Below are 15,767 nucleotides of genomic sequence, written 5' to 3' on the forward strand. Positions count from 1 at the left end.
GAGAGCTCCCGGCAAAAAGTTGGGGATGAACAGCAAAAGGAATGGCAGGGAAGATGGGCGCCGCGCGCTTACTTCTTAGCCACGGTCACGATACGGAATTTGATCTGGACATCGTCGGCCACCACGGAAGTGTCCTTCCATTCGCCGTCGCCGATGTTGTACACGGTGCGCTTGATCGGCAGCACGCCTTCAAACACCTGGCCGCCGGCATCCTGGCGATAGCTTGCCGGAATCACGACGTCCTGGGTCTTGCCCTTGATGGTGAGCTTGCCCGTCACCTCATACTTGCCGGCGGCGCCGGCCTTGATGCTGGTCGACTGGAACAGCGCCTTGGGGTACTTGGCCGCGTCGAACCAGTCGCGCCCCTTGACCTCCTTGGTGGTCTCGGCGTCGCCGATCTCGAAGCTGGACACGTCGATCTCGACCTTGGCCGAGGACGTGGCCAGCTTGGCGGGATCGAACGCGACCGTGGCGTCGAACTTCTTGAACTTGCCCTCCATCGGCACGCCGATCTGGCGGGCCGTCGCGGTGACCGAGCTCTTGGCTGCGTCGACCTGGGCCCAGGCGTAGTTGGCTGCGATGCCGGCAGTGGCCAGCGTGGCTGCCATCAGGAGCGCGCTCGGGCGGGGAATGCGTTTCATTAAAAACTCCTGTCGCTAAGAGGGCCATGCGGCCCTCGGTCATTTATCAGTATGTCGGTATGTCGGTACGTCGGCTTACTTGAGGAACGGCAGCATGCGCGCCAGCGTGCCATCGCGCTCGATGAACTGATGCTTGATGGCAGCCGCCGCATGCACTACGACGATCACGGCCATCAGGTAGTTCAGCCAGATGTGGGCCAGCTTGAGGATTTCCTTGAGCTCATCGTTCTTCTCGATCAGCGCGGGCAGCTGCCAGATGCCGAGGTAGACCACGGGAACCCCTGAAGCCGAGCTGTACAGGTAGCCCGTGATGGGCACCACCACGATCAGCGCGTAGAGCAGCAGGTGAGCCGCGTGCGCGGCCTTGGCCTGCCAGGCCGGAGTGCCCGCGGCCGGTGCCGGCGCGCGGTGGGTGGCGCGCCACAGCACGCGCAGCACGGCGATGGCAAAGACGGTCACGCCGATCCACTTGTGCCAGGAAAACAGCTTGAGCTTGAGCATCGACAAGCCTGGGATGCTGGTCATGTACAGGCCCAGCCCGAAGGCGGCGAAGATCAGCAGCGCGATGATCCAGTGCAGGCCGATTGCCGTCGCCCCATAGGCGGAGGACGTCGGCTGCGGCGCTGCGGCAGCGCCAGCGTGGGCGCCAGCTTTGGCTTGGGAATGCATGGATAAGGACCCCTTCACTATCTTTTACTGAACGGCAATTACTGCTGCTCTTTGAATTCTCGCATTATTGTGCGGCGGGCAGGTTGCGGAACGGTCCGAAATTCATGAAATCATTCAAACCATTTGAAGTGACATTTCGCCGCAGCCGGCAAGCCGTGCCCGCGCCGGCCGCCCGTCAACAAAAAAGCCATCCCCGGGGATGGCTTTTTTTGCACCGCGCCGGCCCGCAGGCCGGGAGCATCACACGCGTTCGGCGAGGCTGACAGCGCGACCGATATAGGTGGCCGGGGTCATTTCCAGCAGCAGCTTCTTGGCATCGTCGGGGATCGCCAGGCCGGTGATAAAGGTTTGCAGCGCCTCGCGCGAGATGCCCTTGCCGCGCGTGAGTTCCTTGAGCTGCTCGTAGGGATTGGGCACGCCAAAGCGGCGCATGACCGTCTGCACCGGCTCGGCCAGCACTTCCCAGCAGTTGTCGAGGTCTTCGTCCAGGCGCTCGGGGTTGGTTTCCAGCTTGCCCAGGCCGCGCAGGCAGGCCTCATAGGCCAGCAGGCTGTAGCCGAAGGCCACGCCCATGTTGCGCAGCACGGTGGAGTCGGTCAGGTCGCGCTGCCAGCGCGACAGCGGCAGCTTTTCCGACAAGTGGCGCAGCACCGCGTTGGCCAGGCCCAGGTTGCCTTCCGAGTTCTCGAAATCGATCGGGTTGACCTTGTGCGGCATGGTCGACGAGCCGATTTCGCCGGCCTTGGTGCGCTGCTTGAAGTAGCCCAGCGAGATATAGCCCCAGATGTCGCGGTTCAGGTCGAGCAGGATGGTGTTGGCGCGGGCGATGGCGTCGAACAGCTCGGCCATGTAATCGTGCGGCTCGATCTGGATGGTGTAGGGATTGAAGGTCAGGCCCAGGCGCGTTTCGATCACCTGCTTGGAGAACGCCTCCCAGTCGAAGCTGGGGTACGCCGACAGGTGGGCGTTGTAGTTGCCGACCGCACCGTTCATCTTGCCCAGCAGCTCCACCCGCTGGATGCGCTCGATGGCGCGCGCCAGGCGTGCCGCCACGTTGGCCATTTCCTTGCCCAGCGTGGTCGGGCTGGCCGGCTGGCCGTGGGTGCGCGAGAGCATCGGCTGGCTCGCATTGGCATGCGCCAGCTCCACCAGGCGCGCGTGCACGCGTTGCAGCGTGGGCAGGATCACGCCTTCGCGGGCGCCCTTGAGCATCATGCCGTGCGAGGTGTTGTTGATGTCTTCCGAGGTGCAGGCGAAATGGATGAACTCGCTCGCGGCTTCCAGTTCGGCGTTGCCCTTGACCTGTTCCTTGAGCCAGTACTCCACGGCCTTCACGTCATGGTTGGTGACCGCCTCGATCTCCTTGATGCGCGATGCCTGGGCTTCGGTGAAGTTGTCCACCAGCGCCAGCAGGGCCGCTTCCGAGGCCGGCGAGAACTTCGGCATGTCGGGCAGGCCGGCTTGCGACAGCGCGATCAGCCAGTGCACTTCCACCTTGACGCGGTTGCGCATGAAGGCCGCTTCCGAGAGCCACTCGCGCAGCGCATCGGCCTTGGAGGCGTAGCGGCCATCGATGGGAGACAGGGCGGTGAGCGGGGAGAGCGAAGAAGAAGACATGCTGGGAGACCGGAGGGATGGAGGGAAGTGGTTACGCAAGCGTGGCCGGGCGGGCAGGTTGCGCGGGCAAATAGCCGGGCGAGGCCCGCGCGGGCCGAAGTGGCCGGCGACATGGCCGAAACCGCTCTAAAGAGGGGAAAAGACACAAAAACAGGTCCAATTCGCCTCAAAAAGTGAACAATTCGGCGCAAAAACCGACTGACGGCACGACGGAAAGCGGGCATTTTACCATCGCGGCCCGCCTTCTGTGGACGCGTTCGCGGGGCCGGGCAGCGCTCGCGTCTCGGCATGACGACACGGCGGGCGGGCGCCGCGCACGCCCGGCACATCCCGGACGGGGCACGGGTATACTCGCGCTCGCCGATCCGCTAGCCTGTTATGAAGTGCATCGGGCATGCCGGCCGCGCGAGGCGCGACCGATGCACTTCATAACAAGCTCGAGGGGAGTCCATGAAGCTGTATGCATCGCAAACCAGCCCTTACGCGCGCAAGGTGCGCGTAGTGATGGCGGAAAAGAAGATCGATTACCAGATGGTCGAGGTTGACGTGTGGTCGCCGGACACCACCATCTCCCAGTTCAATCCGCTGGGCAAGGTACCGTGCCTGGTCATGGAAGACGGCGGCGCGATTTTCGACTCGCGCGTGATCGTCGAATACGTCGACACCCTGACGCCCGTCAGCCGCATGATCCCGCAAGGCGCCCGCGAACGCGTCGAAGTGCGTTGCTGGGAAGCGCTGGCCGATGGCCTGCTCGACGCCGCCCTGCTGGCGCGCCTGGAACACACGCAACGCGAGCCCGAGCAGCGCAGCGAGCGCTGGGTCAAGCGCCAGCTCGGCAAGATCGACGCGGCGCTGGCGGCCATCGCCGACGGCCTGGCCGACCGGCCCTGGTGCTCGGGCAACCATTACTCGCTGGCCGACGTGGCCGTGGGCTGCGCGTTGTCGTACCTCGACTTCCGCTTCCCGGACATCGCCTGGCGTGAGCGCCACCCGCGCCTCGCCGTGTACCAGGACAAGCTCGCCAAGCGCCAGTCGTTCATCGACACGGAACCGCCGCGCGCCTGACGCGCCGGTCGACGAGAAGATAAAAAAACCGGCCATCGAGCCGGTTTTTATCTTCCCGCGCAGCGCGCAGCCGGCGAACTAGCGGATGATGCCGCCGCCCAGGCAGACATCGCCGTCGTACAGCACCGCCGACTGGCCCGGCGTAACCGCCCACTGCGCCTGCGCAAACGTCAGTTGCAGGGCATCGTCGCCCGCCCCCGTCACCGTGCACGGCGCATCGCTCTGCCGATACCGCGTCTTGGCCGACAGCGTGGTGCCCACCGCCGGGCCGGTGCCCGCCACCCACGACAAGTCGGCAGCGTCGAGCGTGGGCGTCAGCAGCCACGGATGCTCATGGCCCTGCACCACATACAGCGTGTTGCTGGCCATGTCCTTGCGCGCCACGTACCAGGCGTCGCCATTGCCCGCGCGGCTGCCGCCCAGGCCGATGCCCTTGCGCTGCCCCAGCGTGTAGAACGCCAGGCCGATATGCTGGCCGACTTCCTTGCCGTCCGGCGTCTTCATCGGCCCCGGCTTGGTCGGCAGGTAGCGGTTGAGAAAATCGCGGAACGGCCGCTCGCCGATAAAGCAGATGCCGGTGGAATCCTTCTTCTTGGCATTGGGCAGGCCAATCTCCGCAGCGATCTCGCGCACGCGCGTCTTGGGCATCTCGCCCAGCGGGAACAGCGTGCGCGACAACTGCGCCTGGTTCAGCCGGTGCAGGAAGTAGCTCTGGTCCTTGGTGTGGTCAAAGGCCTTGAGCAGCTCGAAGCGGCCCGTGCCGGCACCCACATCCGCCCCCGCTTCGCGCACGCGCGCGTAGTGGCCGGTGGCGATCGTGTCCGCGCCCAGCGACATGGCGTGGTCCAGGAAGGCCTTGAACTTGATCTCGGCATTGCACAGCACGTCGGGATTGGGCGTGCGGCCGGCCGAGTATTCGCGCAGGAAGTCCGCAAAGACGCGATCCTTGTACTCGGCGGCGAAATTGACCGCTTCCACGTCGACGCCGATGAGGTCGGCCACCGAGACCACGTCCAGCCAGTCCTGCCGGGTCGAGCAGTACTCGCTGTCGTCGTCGTCTTCCCAGTTCTTCATGAACAGGCCGATCACCTCATAGCCTTGCTGCTTGAGCAGCCAGGCTGTCACCGACGAATCCACGCCACCCGACATGCCCACCACCACGCGCTTGCCCTGGCTCATGACGGCACTCCGCCGCCCACCACGGAAGGATGGGTGTAGAGCGCGTCGAGCGCGAAGCGCTTGCCGGCCAGGTAATCCTCGATGCAGGCCAGCAGCAGCGGCGTGCGATGGCGCTCGGGACAAGCGCGGATTTCGTCGGCGCTCATCCACACGGTGCGCACGATGCCCACGTCGAGCTGGCGCCCGGCATCGAGCGCGCCCAGCTCGCCGGTAAAGGCGAAGCGCACATAGGTGATGTCTCCGCCCGGCCGCGCCACCGTGCCGGCCGAGTGCGGGCGGGCCATATAGCAGCCCAGCAGCGCGCGCGGCTCGAACGTGTGCGCGGTTTCTTCCAGCGTTTCGCGGATGACGGCGTGAATCAGGCTTTCGCCCGGGTCAAGATGGCCGGCAGGCTGGTTCAGCCGCAGGCCGTCGGGGGTTTCTTCTTCCACCAGCAGGAAGCGGCCGCCGCGTTCGATAACCGCGGCGACAGTGACGCTGGCCTTCCAGTCGTGTGACATGATGCACAAATTTTAGGCAATCCGGCATTCTACCGGTTGCTGCCCTTTCGCGCATCCCGCGCAACCGGCGCAGCCGGCGCAGCCGGCGCCGCGCCCGCGCCGACGCTAAGCTGGCAGCAAAGTGCGCTCCACGTCCTCCACCGCCGGCAGCGAAGCGATCACCTGGTCCAGCCGTTCGCGCAGCGCGCGGCTGGCCGGCGCCAGTGGCCGCCTGACCTCGGATCCTGCCAGCCCGCACAATGCCAGCGCGGTCTTGACCGGGGCCGGATTGGGCTCGGAGAACAGCAGCGAGATCAACGGCGCCAGGCTCGCAAACAACGCACGCGCTGCGGCAACATGGCCTTGCGCCACCAGTTGCAACAGCCGCACGAACAAATCCGGGCGAATGTGCGCGCAAGCCGGAACCACGCCGTCGCCACCCGCTAGCAGGTGGTCCAGCATGGCCGCGTCCTCGCCGCAGAAGACTGCGAGCCGATCGTTGCCGACCAGGGCGCGAAGACCGGCCGCGTCGCACTCTTTGACTGCGACGACGCGCGGATGCGCGGCCAGCCGCTGCACCAATGCCGGCGACATATTGCAACCGGTCCGCTTGGGCACGTTGTAGAGCATCAGCGGGCGCCAGGTGGCATCCGCCACGCGCTCGACATGCCAGGCAATGCCCTCGTCGCCGGGCCGCAGGTAGTACGGCGGCGGCACCAGGTAGCCCGCCAGGTCGAAGCGGTCGAGCTGGCGCACCTGCTCGCAAACCACGCGGGTATCCACGCCGCCAACGCCGGCCAGCACCGGCAGCGCACCGTCCACCGCCTCCAGCACCGCGGCGGTAAACATCAGCCGCTCATCCCGCGTGAGCAAGCCGCCCTCCCCGGTCGTGCCCAGGATGACCAGCCCATCCACGCCGCTGGCCGCATAGTGCGCGGCCAGCCGCTGCGCGCAGGCCAGGTCCAGCTCGCCGCCCTGCATCGGCGTCACCAGCGGCAGCCACAGCGTCGCGCGGCTGCCTTCGCGCAAGCCCGCCATCGTGTCAGTGCGCGGCATGGTCTTGTCCCAGTACCGTGGTGACGCCGAACTCGGCGGCCGGCAGGGCCATCATGATGGCGTGCATGGCAGCGTCGCGGCCGCCGCGCTCGACTTCCACATGCAGCGTGGTCTCGCCATGGCGGTGGTCCACTTCCACCACATAGATGCGCGCCAGCTGCCCGATCGCGCGGTGCAGCGACTGGCGCAGCGCGAAGACCTGGCTCGATGCCACCGCCAGGCGCAGGCGAATCCAGCTGTGCGCGGTATCCGCGCCAAGCGCTGGCACGGGGGCCAGCGCGGCGTCGATGCCGGACGCATCAAGGCGCGCGGTGCGGGGTTCGGTGCGGGAAAGACGGCGGCGTGGCACGCAAGCAAAGGCCACGGCAAGGCTCGACTGTCGCATTTGAGCGGGACCCGCGCTGGGCGGGTCGTCTGTTGGAGATGCAACCATGCTATGCAAGGCCGCCTCAAGTTGATGCAGTAATCGCCGCCGCCGCCATCAAAATGTCATCAAGATGGCGCGGCATGCTCAGAACGTCTTGGTGAGCGACGCGAAGGCAGCTGCCTTGCCGATATAGCGGCCGGGCACATTGGTGTAGACCGACTTGTTGGCGTTGGTGTCGATATAAGCGATCGCCAGCGCAAAGCCCTTGCCCAGGTCCTTGGTCAACCCCAGCTTCCAGTCCGTGTACGAGGCGTCCGTGACATTCCTCACCTTCTGGTAGCCGACGTGCGCATTGAGCGTCAGGTCCCAGACGTTCAGCGGCACATTGGCCGACAGGTCCACGTAGTAGCTGTTCTTGCTGTCGTTGAAGCCGAACAGGTTGGTCACTGCATGCGAGTATTTCAGGAACACCGGGCCGTAGCCGATGCCGCCGTACAGCTCCGTCGTGTACGGGCGTGTGTAGCCGGCCGGATAATCGCCGGGGTAGTAGTACTCCAGCACGCCGACGTCGTAATTCCATTCGAGCCCGCCCAGCGTGAAGGTGTTCTTGAAGCCGCCATAGAAATCCATCTCGATTGGCGCCGACACCTTGGCGTTGCTGTCGCCAAGCCAGCTGATGCTGGAGTTCCAGTTGCCCACGTAGAGGCCGCTTGCATGCGTGTAGTCGAACCCGCCCTGGATCGCCGGGCGGCGATTGGACTGCATCAGGCCCCGGTAGCGATATTCGCTGGCCAGTGTGACGTTGGCCGTGAACGTGTGCGGCGACGCGTCGGCGGCTGCGGCCGCATCGGGTGCGCCCTGCGCGAAGGTGGCCGGTGCGGCGAGAAGCGTGACGCAAGACAGGGTAGCGAGGCAGACGTGCGAAACGTGGAAGCGAAGAGCAGTCATGGATAACTTGGCAATTGGAAAAGACATCGATCGGTGGACAGCCATGCGTGAGGCGATGGCCGAAGCCACGGCGAGCGTCAGGACGACAGTGGCCGCGGCGCGACCGGAACAGTACGGGCACGCGCCTAAAATCGGTGTCAAGAAAATAGCGGCCCGCCAAGGGATGGCGTAAAAATCGTAAAGGGAACGTCCCGGCACGCCCTGGCATGAACCGGCAGTCCCTGCGAGGGGGGGATGCGAGGGTGATGCGGTTGCGCAAAAGCCGACCGGCCGGTCACCACATATCGTCAGATTCCTGTAAGCTGCGAAAAAATTGTGCGCTGCGTTCGGCTTGGCCGGGCGCATGGCAGACACAAAGGGCAGGCACAAAAGAGCCAAAGACGTCCGCCCGCCTAGCAGATCAGTGGCATTGTCAGAATGAGCCGAAGCGGTTCTGGTCGAGCGCGTTGCCATGTCGTAGCGGTCGTACGACAAGCTCGCGCGCCAACGCCAGAATCATTTTGACAGCGCCTCAAAGACGCCAGCAAAAGGAGAAATTGACGATGCACATCGGCATCCCGCAGGAGACGCGGGCAGGTGAGACTCGTGTCGCCGCCACCCCGGAGACGGTCAAGAAGTACGTGACCCAGGGCCATCAGGTCATCGTCCAGTCCGGAGCCGGCGTACGCGCCAGCGTGCCGGACTCGGCGTATGAGGCCGTCGGCGCCACCATTGGCACCGCGGCGCAAGCCTTCGGCGCGCAGTTGGTGCTCAAGGTCCGCGCCCCCGTCGATGCCGAGCTCGCGCTGATGAAGCCGGGCGCCGTGCTGGTCGGCATGCTCAATCCCTTCGACGCAGAGAACAACGCGCGCATGGCAGGCGCCACGCTGACAGCCTTCGCGCTGGAAGCCGCGCCGCGCACCACGCGCGCGCAGAGCATGGACGTGCTCTCCTCCCAGGCCAATATCGCCGGCTACAAGGCCGTGCTGGTCGCCGCGCATCATTACCAGCGTTTCATGCCCATGCTGATGACCGCCGCCGGCACCGTCAAGGCGGCCCGCGTGCTGATCCTCGGCGCCGGCGTGGCGGGCCTGCAGGCCATCGCCACCGCCAAGCGGCTGGGCGCTGTCATCGAAGCCTCCGACGTGCGCCCCGCCGTCAAGGAACAGATCGAATCGCTGGGCGCGAAATTCCTCGATGTGCCCTTCGTCACCGACGAAGAGCGCGAGATCGCGCAGGGCGTGGGCGGCTATGCCCGCCCCATGCCACCCGACTGGATGCGGCGCCAGGCCGAACTGGTGCACGAGCGCGCCAAGGCTGCCGACATCGTCATCACTACCGCGCTGATCCCGGGCCGCCAGGCGCCGGTGCTGCTCAAGGAAGAAACGGTGCAGGCGATGAAGCCGGGCTCGGTGGTGGTCGACCTCGCCGCGGCGCAGGGCGGCAACTGCCCGCTGACGGTGGCTGACGAAGTGGTGGAACGCCACGGCGTCACGCTGATCGGGCACACCAACCTGGCCAGCATGGTGGCGGCCGACGCGTCGGCGCTATATGCGCGCAACGTGCTCGACTTCCTCAAGCTCGTCATCGACAAGGAAGGCCAGTTCACGCTGAACCTGGAGGACGATATCGTCGCCGCCTGCCTGATGTGCAAGGATGGCCAGGTGGTCCGCGGCGCGTCCTGAAGCGGCAGCGGGCCCGCCGCGGCCCGGTCGCTTTAGAATGGGGCCAGGCGGTTCCGGCCAGGTGCACGGTAGCGCGCCTGCTGCTACCGGGCTGTACAGCCGGTACGGCTGGCCGATACCCAGGCCCCGGAACCATGCCAAATGGCCCGCCAGGACTCAACCCCAGGGGCCTCCCTACAAGCTCATCCAGCATCAACCAAGGACGTATCACCCATGCAACGCATCATGCTCCGCGCCAAGCTCCATCGTGTCACCGTGACACAGGCGGACCTCAACTATGAGGGGTCATGCGGCATCGACGAGAATCTGCTCGAAGCGGCCGACATGAAGGAGTTCGAGAAAATCGAGCTATACAACGTCAACAATGGCGAGCGCTTCTCCACCTACATCATCAAGGGCGTCCGCGGCAGCGGCGAGATCTCGCTCAACGGTGCTGCCGCGCGGCGCGCGCACCTGGGCGACCATCTCATCATCTGCACCTACGCGCCGATGAGCGATGAAGAGATCGCCACCTACAAGCCGAAGATCATCCTGGTGGACGACAACAACGCCATCAAGGAAATCAAGAAGGTGTAAGCGGATGAGGACATCGCGCCGGGAGCCAACGCCGGTGCGATGCCCGCATCCGGCATGCCATTTTCGGATTCAGCCGTACCGTCGCCCCTGGGGCGAGGGTACCGACGCGACAGACGACAACGCGGCACCAGGCGGGGCATCGATGCAGTAGGCGCTCACAGGCGCCTGGCCAGGCAAAAGAACACGGGACAACCGCGCAGCAAGGCATTCAAGCAACGGAGGAGAAGTCGATGGAAATGGTGAACCACACGGTGATCAACCTGATCATCTTCGTGCTGGCGATCTACGTGGGCTACCACGTGGTCTGGACGGTGACGCCCGCCCTGCACACCCCGCTGATGGCCGTGACCAATGCGATCTCGGCCATCATCATCGTCGGCGCCATGCTGGCTGCCGGCCTGACCGAGGGCCCCGTGGGCCGCACCATGGGCACGCTGGCAGTTGCGCTCGCCGCGGTCAACGTGTTCGGTGGCTTCCTGGTGACGCAGCGCATGCTGGAGATGTTCAAGAAAAAGGAACCCAAGGCCAAGGCCGGCAAGGGTCATGAGGAGGGCGCCAAGTGAGCATGAACCTCGTCACCCTGCTCTACCTGCTCGCCTCGGTCTGCTTCATCCAGGCGTTGAAGGGCCTGTCCCATCCCAGTTCCGCGCGGCGCGGCAACGCCTTCGGCATGATCGGCATGGCCATCGCCGCGGTGACCACGCTGGTGCTGATCGTCAAGCTCAAGAATGAGTTCCTGGCCATCGGCGCGGGCCAGTCGTCGGTTGCCGAAGGCATGGCGCTGATCTTTGGCGCGCTGGTGGTCGGCGGCGGCATCGGTGCCTTCGTGGCGCGACGGGTCGAGATGACCAAGATGCCCGAACTGGTAGCCGCCATGCACTCGCTGATCGGTATGGCCGCGGTCTGCATCGCGGTGGCCGTGGTGGCCGAGCCGTCGGCGTTCAGCATCACGCCGCCGGGCTCGCACGATATCCCGTTTGGCAACCGCATCGAGCTGTTCATCGGCTGCTTCGTGGGGGCCATCACCTTCTCCGGTTCGGTGATCGCCTTCGGCAAGCTGTCGGGCAAGTACAAGTTCCGCCTGTTCCAGGGCGCACCGGTGTCCTTCGCCGGGCAGCATCTGCTGAACCTGCTGCTGGCCGTGGCCATGATCGGCTTCGGCATCATCTTCTGCCTGTCGCAGGACTGGCTGCCCTTCCTGCTGATGCTGGCGATCGCCTTTGTACTGGGCGTGCTGATCATCATCCCGATCGGCGGCGCCGACATGCCGGTGGTGGTGTCGATGCTCAACTCGTACTCGGGCTGGGCGGCGGCGGGCATCGGCTTTTCGCTGAACAACCCGATGCTGATCATCGCCGGCTCGCTGGTGGGGTCAAGCGGCGCCATCCTCTCGTACATCATGTGCAAGGCGATGAACCGCTCGTTCTTCAATGTGCTGCTTGGCGGCTTTGGCGGCGCGCCCGCGGCGGCCGCTGCCGGCGGCCAGGCGCAGCGCAACGTGAAGTCCGGCTCGGCCGACGACGCGGCCTTCCTGATGGGCAATGCCGAGACCGTGATCATCGTCCCGGGCTATGGCCTGGCGGTGGCGCGCGCGCAGCATGCGCTCAAGGAACTGACCGAGAAGCTGGTCGAGAAAGGCGTGACGGTGAAGTACGCCATCCACCCGGTGGCGGGCCGCATGCCGGGCCACATGAACGTGCTGCTGGCCGAGGCCGAGGTGCCTTACGACCAGGTGTTCGAGATGGAGGACATCAACAGCGAGTTCGGCCAGGCGGATGTGGTGCTGGTGCTGGGCGCCAACGACGTGGTGAACCCGGCCGCCAAGACCGATCCCAACTCGCCGATTGCCGGCATGCCGATCCTGGAAGCCTACAAGGCCAAGACCATCATCGTGAACAAGCGTTCGATGGCCGCCGGCTACGCGGGCCTGGACAACGAACTGTTCTACATGGACAAGACCATGATGGTGTTCGGCGACGCCAAGAAGGTGGTGGAAGACATGGGCAAGGCGGTCGAGTAAGCACGCCGGAAGCACCGGAAACGGGCACCCGCCCGTTTCCGGTGCCGCGAGGAGAGCGACGAAGCGCGACGCTGTCGCGCTTTTTTCCACCCCGTCGAGGTCCGGTTGCGCGGGAGCGCTAGCGCGCTATACTGGTTTCCGGTCACCGGCCATGGCACACGCCGGTCATCCAAAAAGGGCCAGGTGTAGTCCAGCGCGGTGGGCCGCTCCGAACCGATCCGTCCGCTGGCCTTGCCGCGCCGGATCCCCAGCCGCGCCAAACCACCCGCCCGAAGTGTCTGCCGACACCGGAGCCGAACGCAACATGACATTCAACCCCCAGGACAGGAATCTGTCGGTCTTCCATCACCCGATCCTCACGGTGCTCGTCGACGACAGTAAATCGTTCATCGACAGCCTGGCGTTCCAGATGGATCCGTCGCGGCCGGTGGTGACCTTCACCGATCCCCGCGAAGCCCTGCAATGGATCCGCGAGACCTACACCACGCGCTCGACCGGCTTCCTGCCCGTGCGGGTCACGCACGACGACCTGACCTTCCTGACCGAGCGGCGCACCGTGCAGCTCGATATCGACCGTATCTACCGGCAAATCCACGACTACAACCGCTTTGTGCAGCCAGGCGTGATCGTGGTCGATTATTCGATGCCGCAGATGAACGGGCTGGAGTTCTGCCAGGCCCTGCAGGATCTGCCGTGCAAAACCATCCTGCTGACCGGCACCGCCGACGAAGGCATTGCCGTGCAGGGCTTCAACCATGGGCTGATCGACCGCTACGTGAAGAAGCATGACAGCAACATGGTCGAGCGGCTGGACCAGGAGATCGACGCACTCCAGCAGCAGTATTTCGCCACCCTGTCGCGCACGCTGCGCGACCTGCTGACGCGCCACTCGTTTTCCTTCCTGTCGGACCCCGCGATCTGCGAGCGGGTGCGCCAGGTCACCGCGCGCTACGGCTTTGTCGAGTACTACCTCTACCCCAACCCGGCCGGCATCCTGATGCTGACGGCGCAGGGCCAGGCCACGCTGATGGTGATCGAGACACGCGCCGGCCTGATCAACCAGGTGGAATCCGCAGAGGCTTACGATGCGCCGGCGGCCCTGATCGAGGGACTGCGCGAGGGCCGCATCGTGCCTTTCTTCTGGCCAGGCAACGGCATGTACACGCCGGCCTGCATCGATTGGGAGCAATATTGCCTGCCGGCCGAGCGCTGCGAAGGGCGTGAGGATTATTTCTACGCGCTGTTCGACCTGCCGCGCCATCTGCTGCAGGAGCCGGTGGTCAGCTTCCAGGGCTTCCTGGACGATTTCGCCCGTCACCCCGAGCGGGTCACCGGGCGCGCAGCGCGCTGAGCCATACAGCGCAGGAGAGGCTCGCTCTCCTGCGCGTGCCGCATCAGGCTGAAGGTTGCGCCGGGGCGTTGCGATTGCCGCCTCGCACCATGTCGAAACGGAACAGCCGGCACTCGATATTGCCGTTGTACAGCGGCGTGCGGCGCGACTCCTTGAGCCGCAGGCGGCGCGGCAGCGTCAGGTCGCCAGTAAACACCCATGCCTGCCAGCCGGCGAAATGCTGTTTGAGCGTGGTGGCAAAGGCGCTGGCGAACTGATTGGCGGCTTCGTCGTCGATCTCGTCGACCGGTGCTTCGTCCATCGGCCGCCGGCGTTCTCCCCGCACGGCAATCCGCTCGCCATACGGCGGATTCATCAGCATCAGGCCGGGTGCCGCGAACGGCGGCTGCGCAAAGCGCGCATCCACCTGCTTCAACCGCACTTCGCCGGGCAAGCCCGCGCGTTCCCAGTTGGCTTGCGACATCGACAGCAGGTCAGTGGAAATATCGCTGCCGGCGAGTTCCAGGGGCTCGGACGCGACGCGCTTGCGCGCGGCCTCCTCGTCATCCCGCGCAGCCGCCTTCAGCGCGTTCCACGTCTTGTTGTCGGCGCCCTTCAGGCGCTCGAAGCCAAAGCTGCGGTTGGCGCCAGGCGCAAGGCCAAGGGCCACCTGGGCCGCTTCCACCAGGAAGGTGCCGCTGCCGCACATCGGATCGTAGAACGGGCGTTCGGTCTGGCCTGGCACCCAGCCGGCCAGGCGCAGGATGCCGGCGGCCAGGTTTTCCTTCAGTGGCGCTTCGCCCTTCTCCAGGCGCCAGCCCCGCTTGAACAGCGGATCGCCCGAAGTGTCGAGGTAGAGCGTGCAATCGTGCTCGGTCAGGTGGGCATAGATCCGCACATCCGGATTTACGGTATCGACGCTGGGCCGCTCGCCCGAGCGCTCGCGCATGGCGTCGCAAACGCCGTCCTTGATACGCAGGGCGATGAAATTCAGGCTCTGCAGCGGCGAGCGATGCGACGTAACGTCCACCCGGAGCGTCTCATCCGGCGTGAACCAATGATCCCAGCGCTGAGCGCGCACCAGATCATAGATGTCGTCTTCGCGCCGGTAACCGCGGTTGGCGACCCGCATCAGCACCCGGCTGGCAATGCGCGAGTGCAGGTTGACTGCGTAGGCCGCGGCCATCTCGCCCGAGAAAGTGACGCCACCGGGCATTTCGCGATGGACCTGGATGGGGGCGAGCCTGGCCAGGCCGGGCCGGGCTGCGATCTCGTGCAACTCTTCGGCAAGTGCGCTCTCGAGGCCGCGCGGGCAGGAGGCAAAAAAGGCTTGGGACATGGCTTGGGAATTCCTGCAAACAAAAACGTCCGCCGTAGCGGACGGGGTCGGATAGCGCGCAGTGTACCGCGCTCCGGGGCTTCAGCCCGCCGCTAGGGCGCGATCGAGGAAGTCCAGGCGGTCCTGGCCCCAGAAAGGCTGGCCGTCATAGACGTACCACGGTGCGCCGAACACGCCGACGGAAACCGCGTCCTGGGTGTGCTGCGTATAGGCGGCCTGGACAGCCTGCGCGTCGCTCGCCTTGAGCAGCGCCGCGCCTTCCAGGCCGATGCTGTCGGCCAGCTGCGCCAGCGTGGCGGCGTCAGCGATATTGCGCTGCTCGGCCCACAGGGCGCGGCCAATGACGCCGATCAGCGCCATCGCGCGGGCGGTGCCATGGGCCAGCTGCACGGCGATGACCAGCTTGCTGGCGGCATCGCCGGAGACCGGGAAAAAGGTCGGCTGCGGGTTCAGCGGCAGGCCAAGAAACTCGCTCCAGCGGGCCAGCTCGACCAGGCGGTAGGCCTGGCGCTGCGGCGGACGCTGCGCCAGCGGCAAGCCCCCCGAAACAGAGAACACGCGGCCCAGGTCGCAGGGCTTGATATTGACTTGCACGCCATGCTTGGCCGCAATCGCGGTGAAGCGTTCGTGGCCAAGGTAGACGAAAGGCGATTGCGGGGTGAGGTAGTAGTCGACCTGCTTGCTCATCATGTCCTCTGGACGGAGTGGGGCGAGACAACCGCGCGGTGAATGCGGCAATGCTGCGTGAAACGAATTCAATACGATACGAGAAAAAACCCAAACCCGGCGGCCCGCGCAGGCGATGCGCGCGGCCGCC

At 65.5% G+C, this 15,767-nt stretch carries 17 protein-coding genes; 7 read left to right on the forward strand and 10 right to left on the reverse strand.

Annotated features, from left to right (window positions below; translation table 11 throughout):
• Positions 1 to 68: 68 nt before the first annotated feature.
• The 3 genes from ACX12D_RS16490 to purB all read right to left on the reverse strand — a co-directional run bounded on the left by ACX12D_RS16490 (position 69) and on the right by purB (position 2,927).
• On the reverse strand, positions 69 to 641 hold the full coding sequence (locus tag ACX12D_RS16490; protein ID WP_459371964.1) for a YceI family protein: 573 nt from the start codon (positions 639 to 641) through the stop codon (positions 69 to 71).
• 75 nt (positions 642 to 716) lie between these two features.
• A complete protein-coding gene (locus ACX12D_RS16495) occupies positions 717 to 1,310 on the reverse strand; it encodes a cytochrome b (RefSeq protein WP_459371965.1) in 594 nt (197 codons plus the stop codon).
• A 240-nt stretch (positions 1,311 to 1,550) separates the two neighbouring features.
• Positions 1,551 to 2,927 carry an adenylosuccinate lyase gene (gene purB, locus ACX12D_RS16500; protein ID WP_459371966.1) on the reverse strand — a complete coding sequence of 459 codons (1,377 nt, stop codon included), beginning with the start codon at positions 2,925 to 2,927 and terminating at the stop codon, positions 1,551 to 1,553.
• A gap of 450 nt (positions 2,928 to 3,377) precedes the next feature.
• Here purB and ACX12D_RS16505 point away from each other — a divergent pair, with 450 nt between their 5' ends.
• Positions 3,378 to 3,992, forward strand: coding sequence for a glutathione S-transferase family protein (locus ACX12D_RS16505; protein ID WP_459371967.1), 615 nt, complete (start codon positions 3,378 to 3,380; stop codon positions 3,990 to 3,992).
• Positions 3,993 to 4,070: 78 nt separating this feature from the next.
• Here the strand turns inward: ACX12D_RS16505 and mnmA are convergent, their stop codons facing one another.
• The 5 genes from mnmA to ACX12D_RS16530 all read right to left on the reverse strand — a co-directional run bounded on the left by mnmA (position 4,071) and on the right by ACX12D_RS16530 (position 8,021).
• Positions 4,071 to 5,171, reverse strand: a complete 1,101-nt coding sequence (mnmA, locus tag ACX12D_RS16510) for a tRNA 2-thiouridine(34) synthase MnmA (protein ID WP_150985946.1) — start codon at positions 5,169 to 5,171, stop codon at positions 4,071 to 4,073.
• Positions 5,168 to 5,671: an NUDIX hydrolase gene (locus tag ACX12D_RS16515; RefSeq protein ID WP_459371968.1), complete on the reverse strand. Its 504-nt coding sequence runs from the start codon at positions 5,669 to 5,671 to the stop codon at positions 5,168 to 5,170. Before ACX12D_RS16515 ends, mnmA begins: the two co-directional genes overlap by 4 nt.
• Before the next feature lie 105 nt (positions 5,672 to 5,776).
• Complete coding sequence (gene dapA / locus ACX12D_RS16520) at positions 5,777 to 6,706, reverse strand: 4-hydroxy-tetrahydrodipicolinate synthase (protein WP_459371969.1); 930 nt, start codon at positions 6,704 to 6,706, stop codon at positions 5,777 to 5,779.
• Complete coding sequence (locus ACX12D_RS16525) at positions 6,693 to 7,091, reverse strand: hypothetical protein (protein WP_459371970.1); 399 nt, start codon at positions 7,089 to 7,091, stop codon at positions 6,693 to 6,695. Before ACX12D_RS16525 ends, dapA begins: the two co-directional genes overlap by 14 nt.
• A gap of 126 nt (positions 7,092 to 7,217) precedes the next feature.
• Complete coding sequence (locus tag ACX12D_RS16530) at positions 7,218 to 8,021, reverse strand: TorF family putative porin (RefSeq protein WP_459371972.1); 804 nt, start codon at positions 8,019 to 8,021, stop codon at positions 7,218 to 7,220.
• Between ACX12D_RS16530 and ACX12D_RS16535 the strand changes: the two genes are divergently transcribed.
• The 6 genes from ACX12D_RS16535 to ACX12D_RS16560 all read left to right on the forward strand — a co-directional run bounded on the left by ACX12D_RS16535 (position 8,020) and on the right by ACX12D_RS16560 (position 13,632).
• Positions 8,020 to 8,193 (forward strand): hypothetical protein, encoded by a 174-nt coding sequence (locus ACX12D_RS16535; protein ID WP_459371973.1) that lies wholly within the window; start codon positions 8,020 to 8,022, stop codon positions 8,191 to 8,193. The genes ACX12D_RS16530 and ACX12D_RS16535 overlap by 2 nt on opposite strands.
• 370 nt (positions 8,194 to 8,563) lie before the next feature.
• On the forward strand, positions 8,564 to 9,685 hold the full coding sequence (locus ACX12D_RS16540) for a Re/Si-specific NAD(P)(+) transhydrogenase subunit alpha (RefSeq protein WP_150985941.1): 1,122 nt from the start codon (positions 8,564 to 8,566) through the stop codon (positions 9,683 to 9,685).
• A gap of 213 nt (positions 9,686 to 9,898) precedes the next feature.
• Positions 9,899 to 10,261 carry an aspartate 1-decarboxylase gene (gene panD, locus ACX12D_RS16545; protein ID WP_006157598.1) on the forward strand — a complete coding sequence of 121 codons (363 nt, stop codon included), beginning with the start codon at positions 9,899 to 9,901 and terminating at the stop codon, positions 10,259 to 10,261.
• A gap of 230 nt (positions 10,262 to 10,491) precedes the next feature.
• The gene (locus ACX12D_RS16550; RefSeq protein ID WP_045240719.1) at positions 10,492 to 10,824 is read left to right on the forward strand and encodes an NAD(P) transhydrogenase subunit alpha part 2; all 333 of its coding nucleotides are present in this window, start codon (positions 10,492 to 10,494) and stop codon (positions 10,822 to 10,824) included.
• 2 nt (positions 10,825 to 10,826) lie between these two features.
• Positions 10,827 to 12,281 carry an NAD(P)(+) transhydrogenase (Re/Si-specific) subunit beta gene (locus ACX12D_RS16555; protein ID WP_459374045.1) on the forward strand — a complete coding sequence of 485 codons (1,455 nt, stop codon included), beginning with the start codon at positions 10,827 to 10,829 and terminating at the stop codon, positions 12,279 to 12,281.
• Positions 12,282 to 12,585: 304 nt separating this feature from the next.
• Positions 12,586 to 13,632, forward strand: a complete 1,047-nt coding sequence (locus ACX12D_RS16560; protein ID WP_043349537.1) for a response regulator — start codon at positions 12,586 to 12,588, stop codon at positions 13,630 to 13,632.
• A 43-nt stretch (positions 13,633 to 13,675) separates the two neighbouring features.
• Here ACX12D_RS16560 and ACX12D_RS16565 read toward each other — a convergent pair whose 3' ends face one another.
• Positions 13,676 to 14,950: a THUMP domain-containing class I SAM-dependent RNA methyltransferase gene (locus ACX12D_RS16565; RefSeq protein WP_150985939.1), complete on the reverse strand. Its 1,275-nt coding sequence runs from the start codon at positions 14,948 to 14,950 to the stop codon at positions 13,676 to 13,678.
• An 81-nt stretch (positions 14,951 to 15,031) separates the two neighbouring features.
• On the reverse strand, positions 15,032 to 15,637 hold the full coding sequence (locus ACX12D_RS16570) for a DsbA family protein (protein ID WP_459374046.1): 606 nt from the start codon (positions 15,635 to 15,637) through the stop codon (positions 15,032 to 15,034).
• Positions 15,638 to 15,767: the final 130 nt, after the last annotated feature.

The organism is Cupriavidus sp. PET2-C1 (assembly GCF_054515855.1).

Bases quoted from the DNA above. Each gene is read 5' to 3' on its own strand.
- ACX12D_RS16490 (WP_459371964.1), bottom strand. From the start codon at position 641: ATGAAACGCATTCCCCGCCCGAGCGCGCTCCTGATGGCAGCCACGCTG.
- ACX12D_RS16495 (WP_459371965.1), bottom strand. From the start codon at position 1,310: ATGCATTCCCAAGCCAAAGCTGGCGCCCACGCTGGCGCTGCCGCAGCG.
- purB (WP_459371966.1), bottom strand. From the start codon at position 2,927: ATGTCTTCTTCTTCGCTCTCCCCGCTCACCGCCCTGTCTCCCATCGAT.
- ACX12D_RS16505 (WP_459371967.1), top strand. From the start codon at position 3,378: ATGAAGCTGTATGCATCGCAAACCAGCCCTTACGCGCGCAAGGTGCGC.
- mnmA (WP_150985946.1), bottom strand. From the start codon at position 5,171: ATGAGCCAGGGCAAGCGCGTGGTGGTGGGCATGTCGGGTGGCGTGGAT.
- ACX12D_RS16515 (WP_459371968.1), bottom strand. From the start codon at position 5,671: ATGTCACACGACTGGAAGGCCAGCGTCACTGTCGCCGCGGTTATCGAA.
- dapA (WP_459371969.1), bottom strand. From the start codon at position 6,706: ATGCCGCGCACTGACACGATGGCGGGCTTGCGCGAAGGCAGCCGCGCG.
- ACX12D_RS16525 (WP_459371970.1), bottom strand. From the start codon at position 7,091: ATGCGACAGTCGAGCCTTGCCGTGGCCTTTGCTTGCGTGCCACGCCGC.
- ACX12D_RS16535 (WP_459371973.1), top strand. From the start codon at position 8,020: ATGGATAACTTGGCAATTGGAAAAGACATCGATCGGTGGACAGCCATG.
- ACX12D_RS16530 (WP_459371972.1), bottom strand. From the start codon at position 8,021: ATGACTGCTCTTCGCTTCCACGTTTCGCACGTCTGCCTCGCTACCCTG.
- ACX12D_RS16540 (WP_150985941.1), top strand. From the start codon at position 8,564: ATGCACATCGGCATCCCGCAGGAGACGCGGGCAGGTGAGACTCGTGTC.
- panD (WP_006157598.1), top strand. From the start codon at position 9,899: ATGCAACGCATCATGCTCCGCGCCAAGCTCCATCGTGTCACCGTGACA.
- ACX12D_RS16550 (WP_045240719.1), top strand. From the start codon at position 10,492: ATGGAAATGGTGAACCACACGGTGATCAACCTGATCATCTTCGTGCTG.
- ACX12D_RS16555 (WP_459374045.1), top strand. From the start codon at position 10,827: ATGAACCTCGTCACCCTGCTCTACCTGCTCGCCTCGGTCTGCTTCATC.
- ACX12D_RS16560 (WP_043349537.1), top strand. From the start codon at position 12,586: ATGACATTCAACCCCCAGGACAGGAATCTGTCGGTCTTCCATCACCCG.
- ACX12D_RS16565 (WP_150985939.1), bottom strand. From the start codon at position 14,950: ATGTCCCAAGCCTTTTTTGCCTCCTGCCCGCGCGGCCTCGAGAGCGCA.
- ACX12D_RS16570 (WP_459374046.1), bottom strand. From the start codon at position 15,637: ATGAGCAAGCAGGTCGACTACTACCTCACCCCGCAATCGCCTTTCGTC.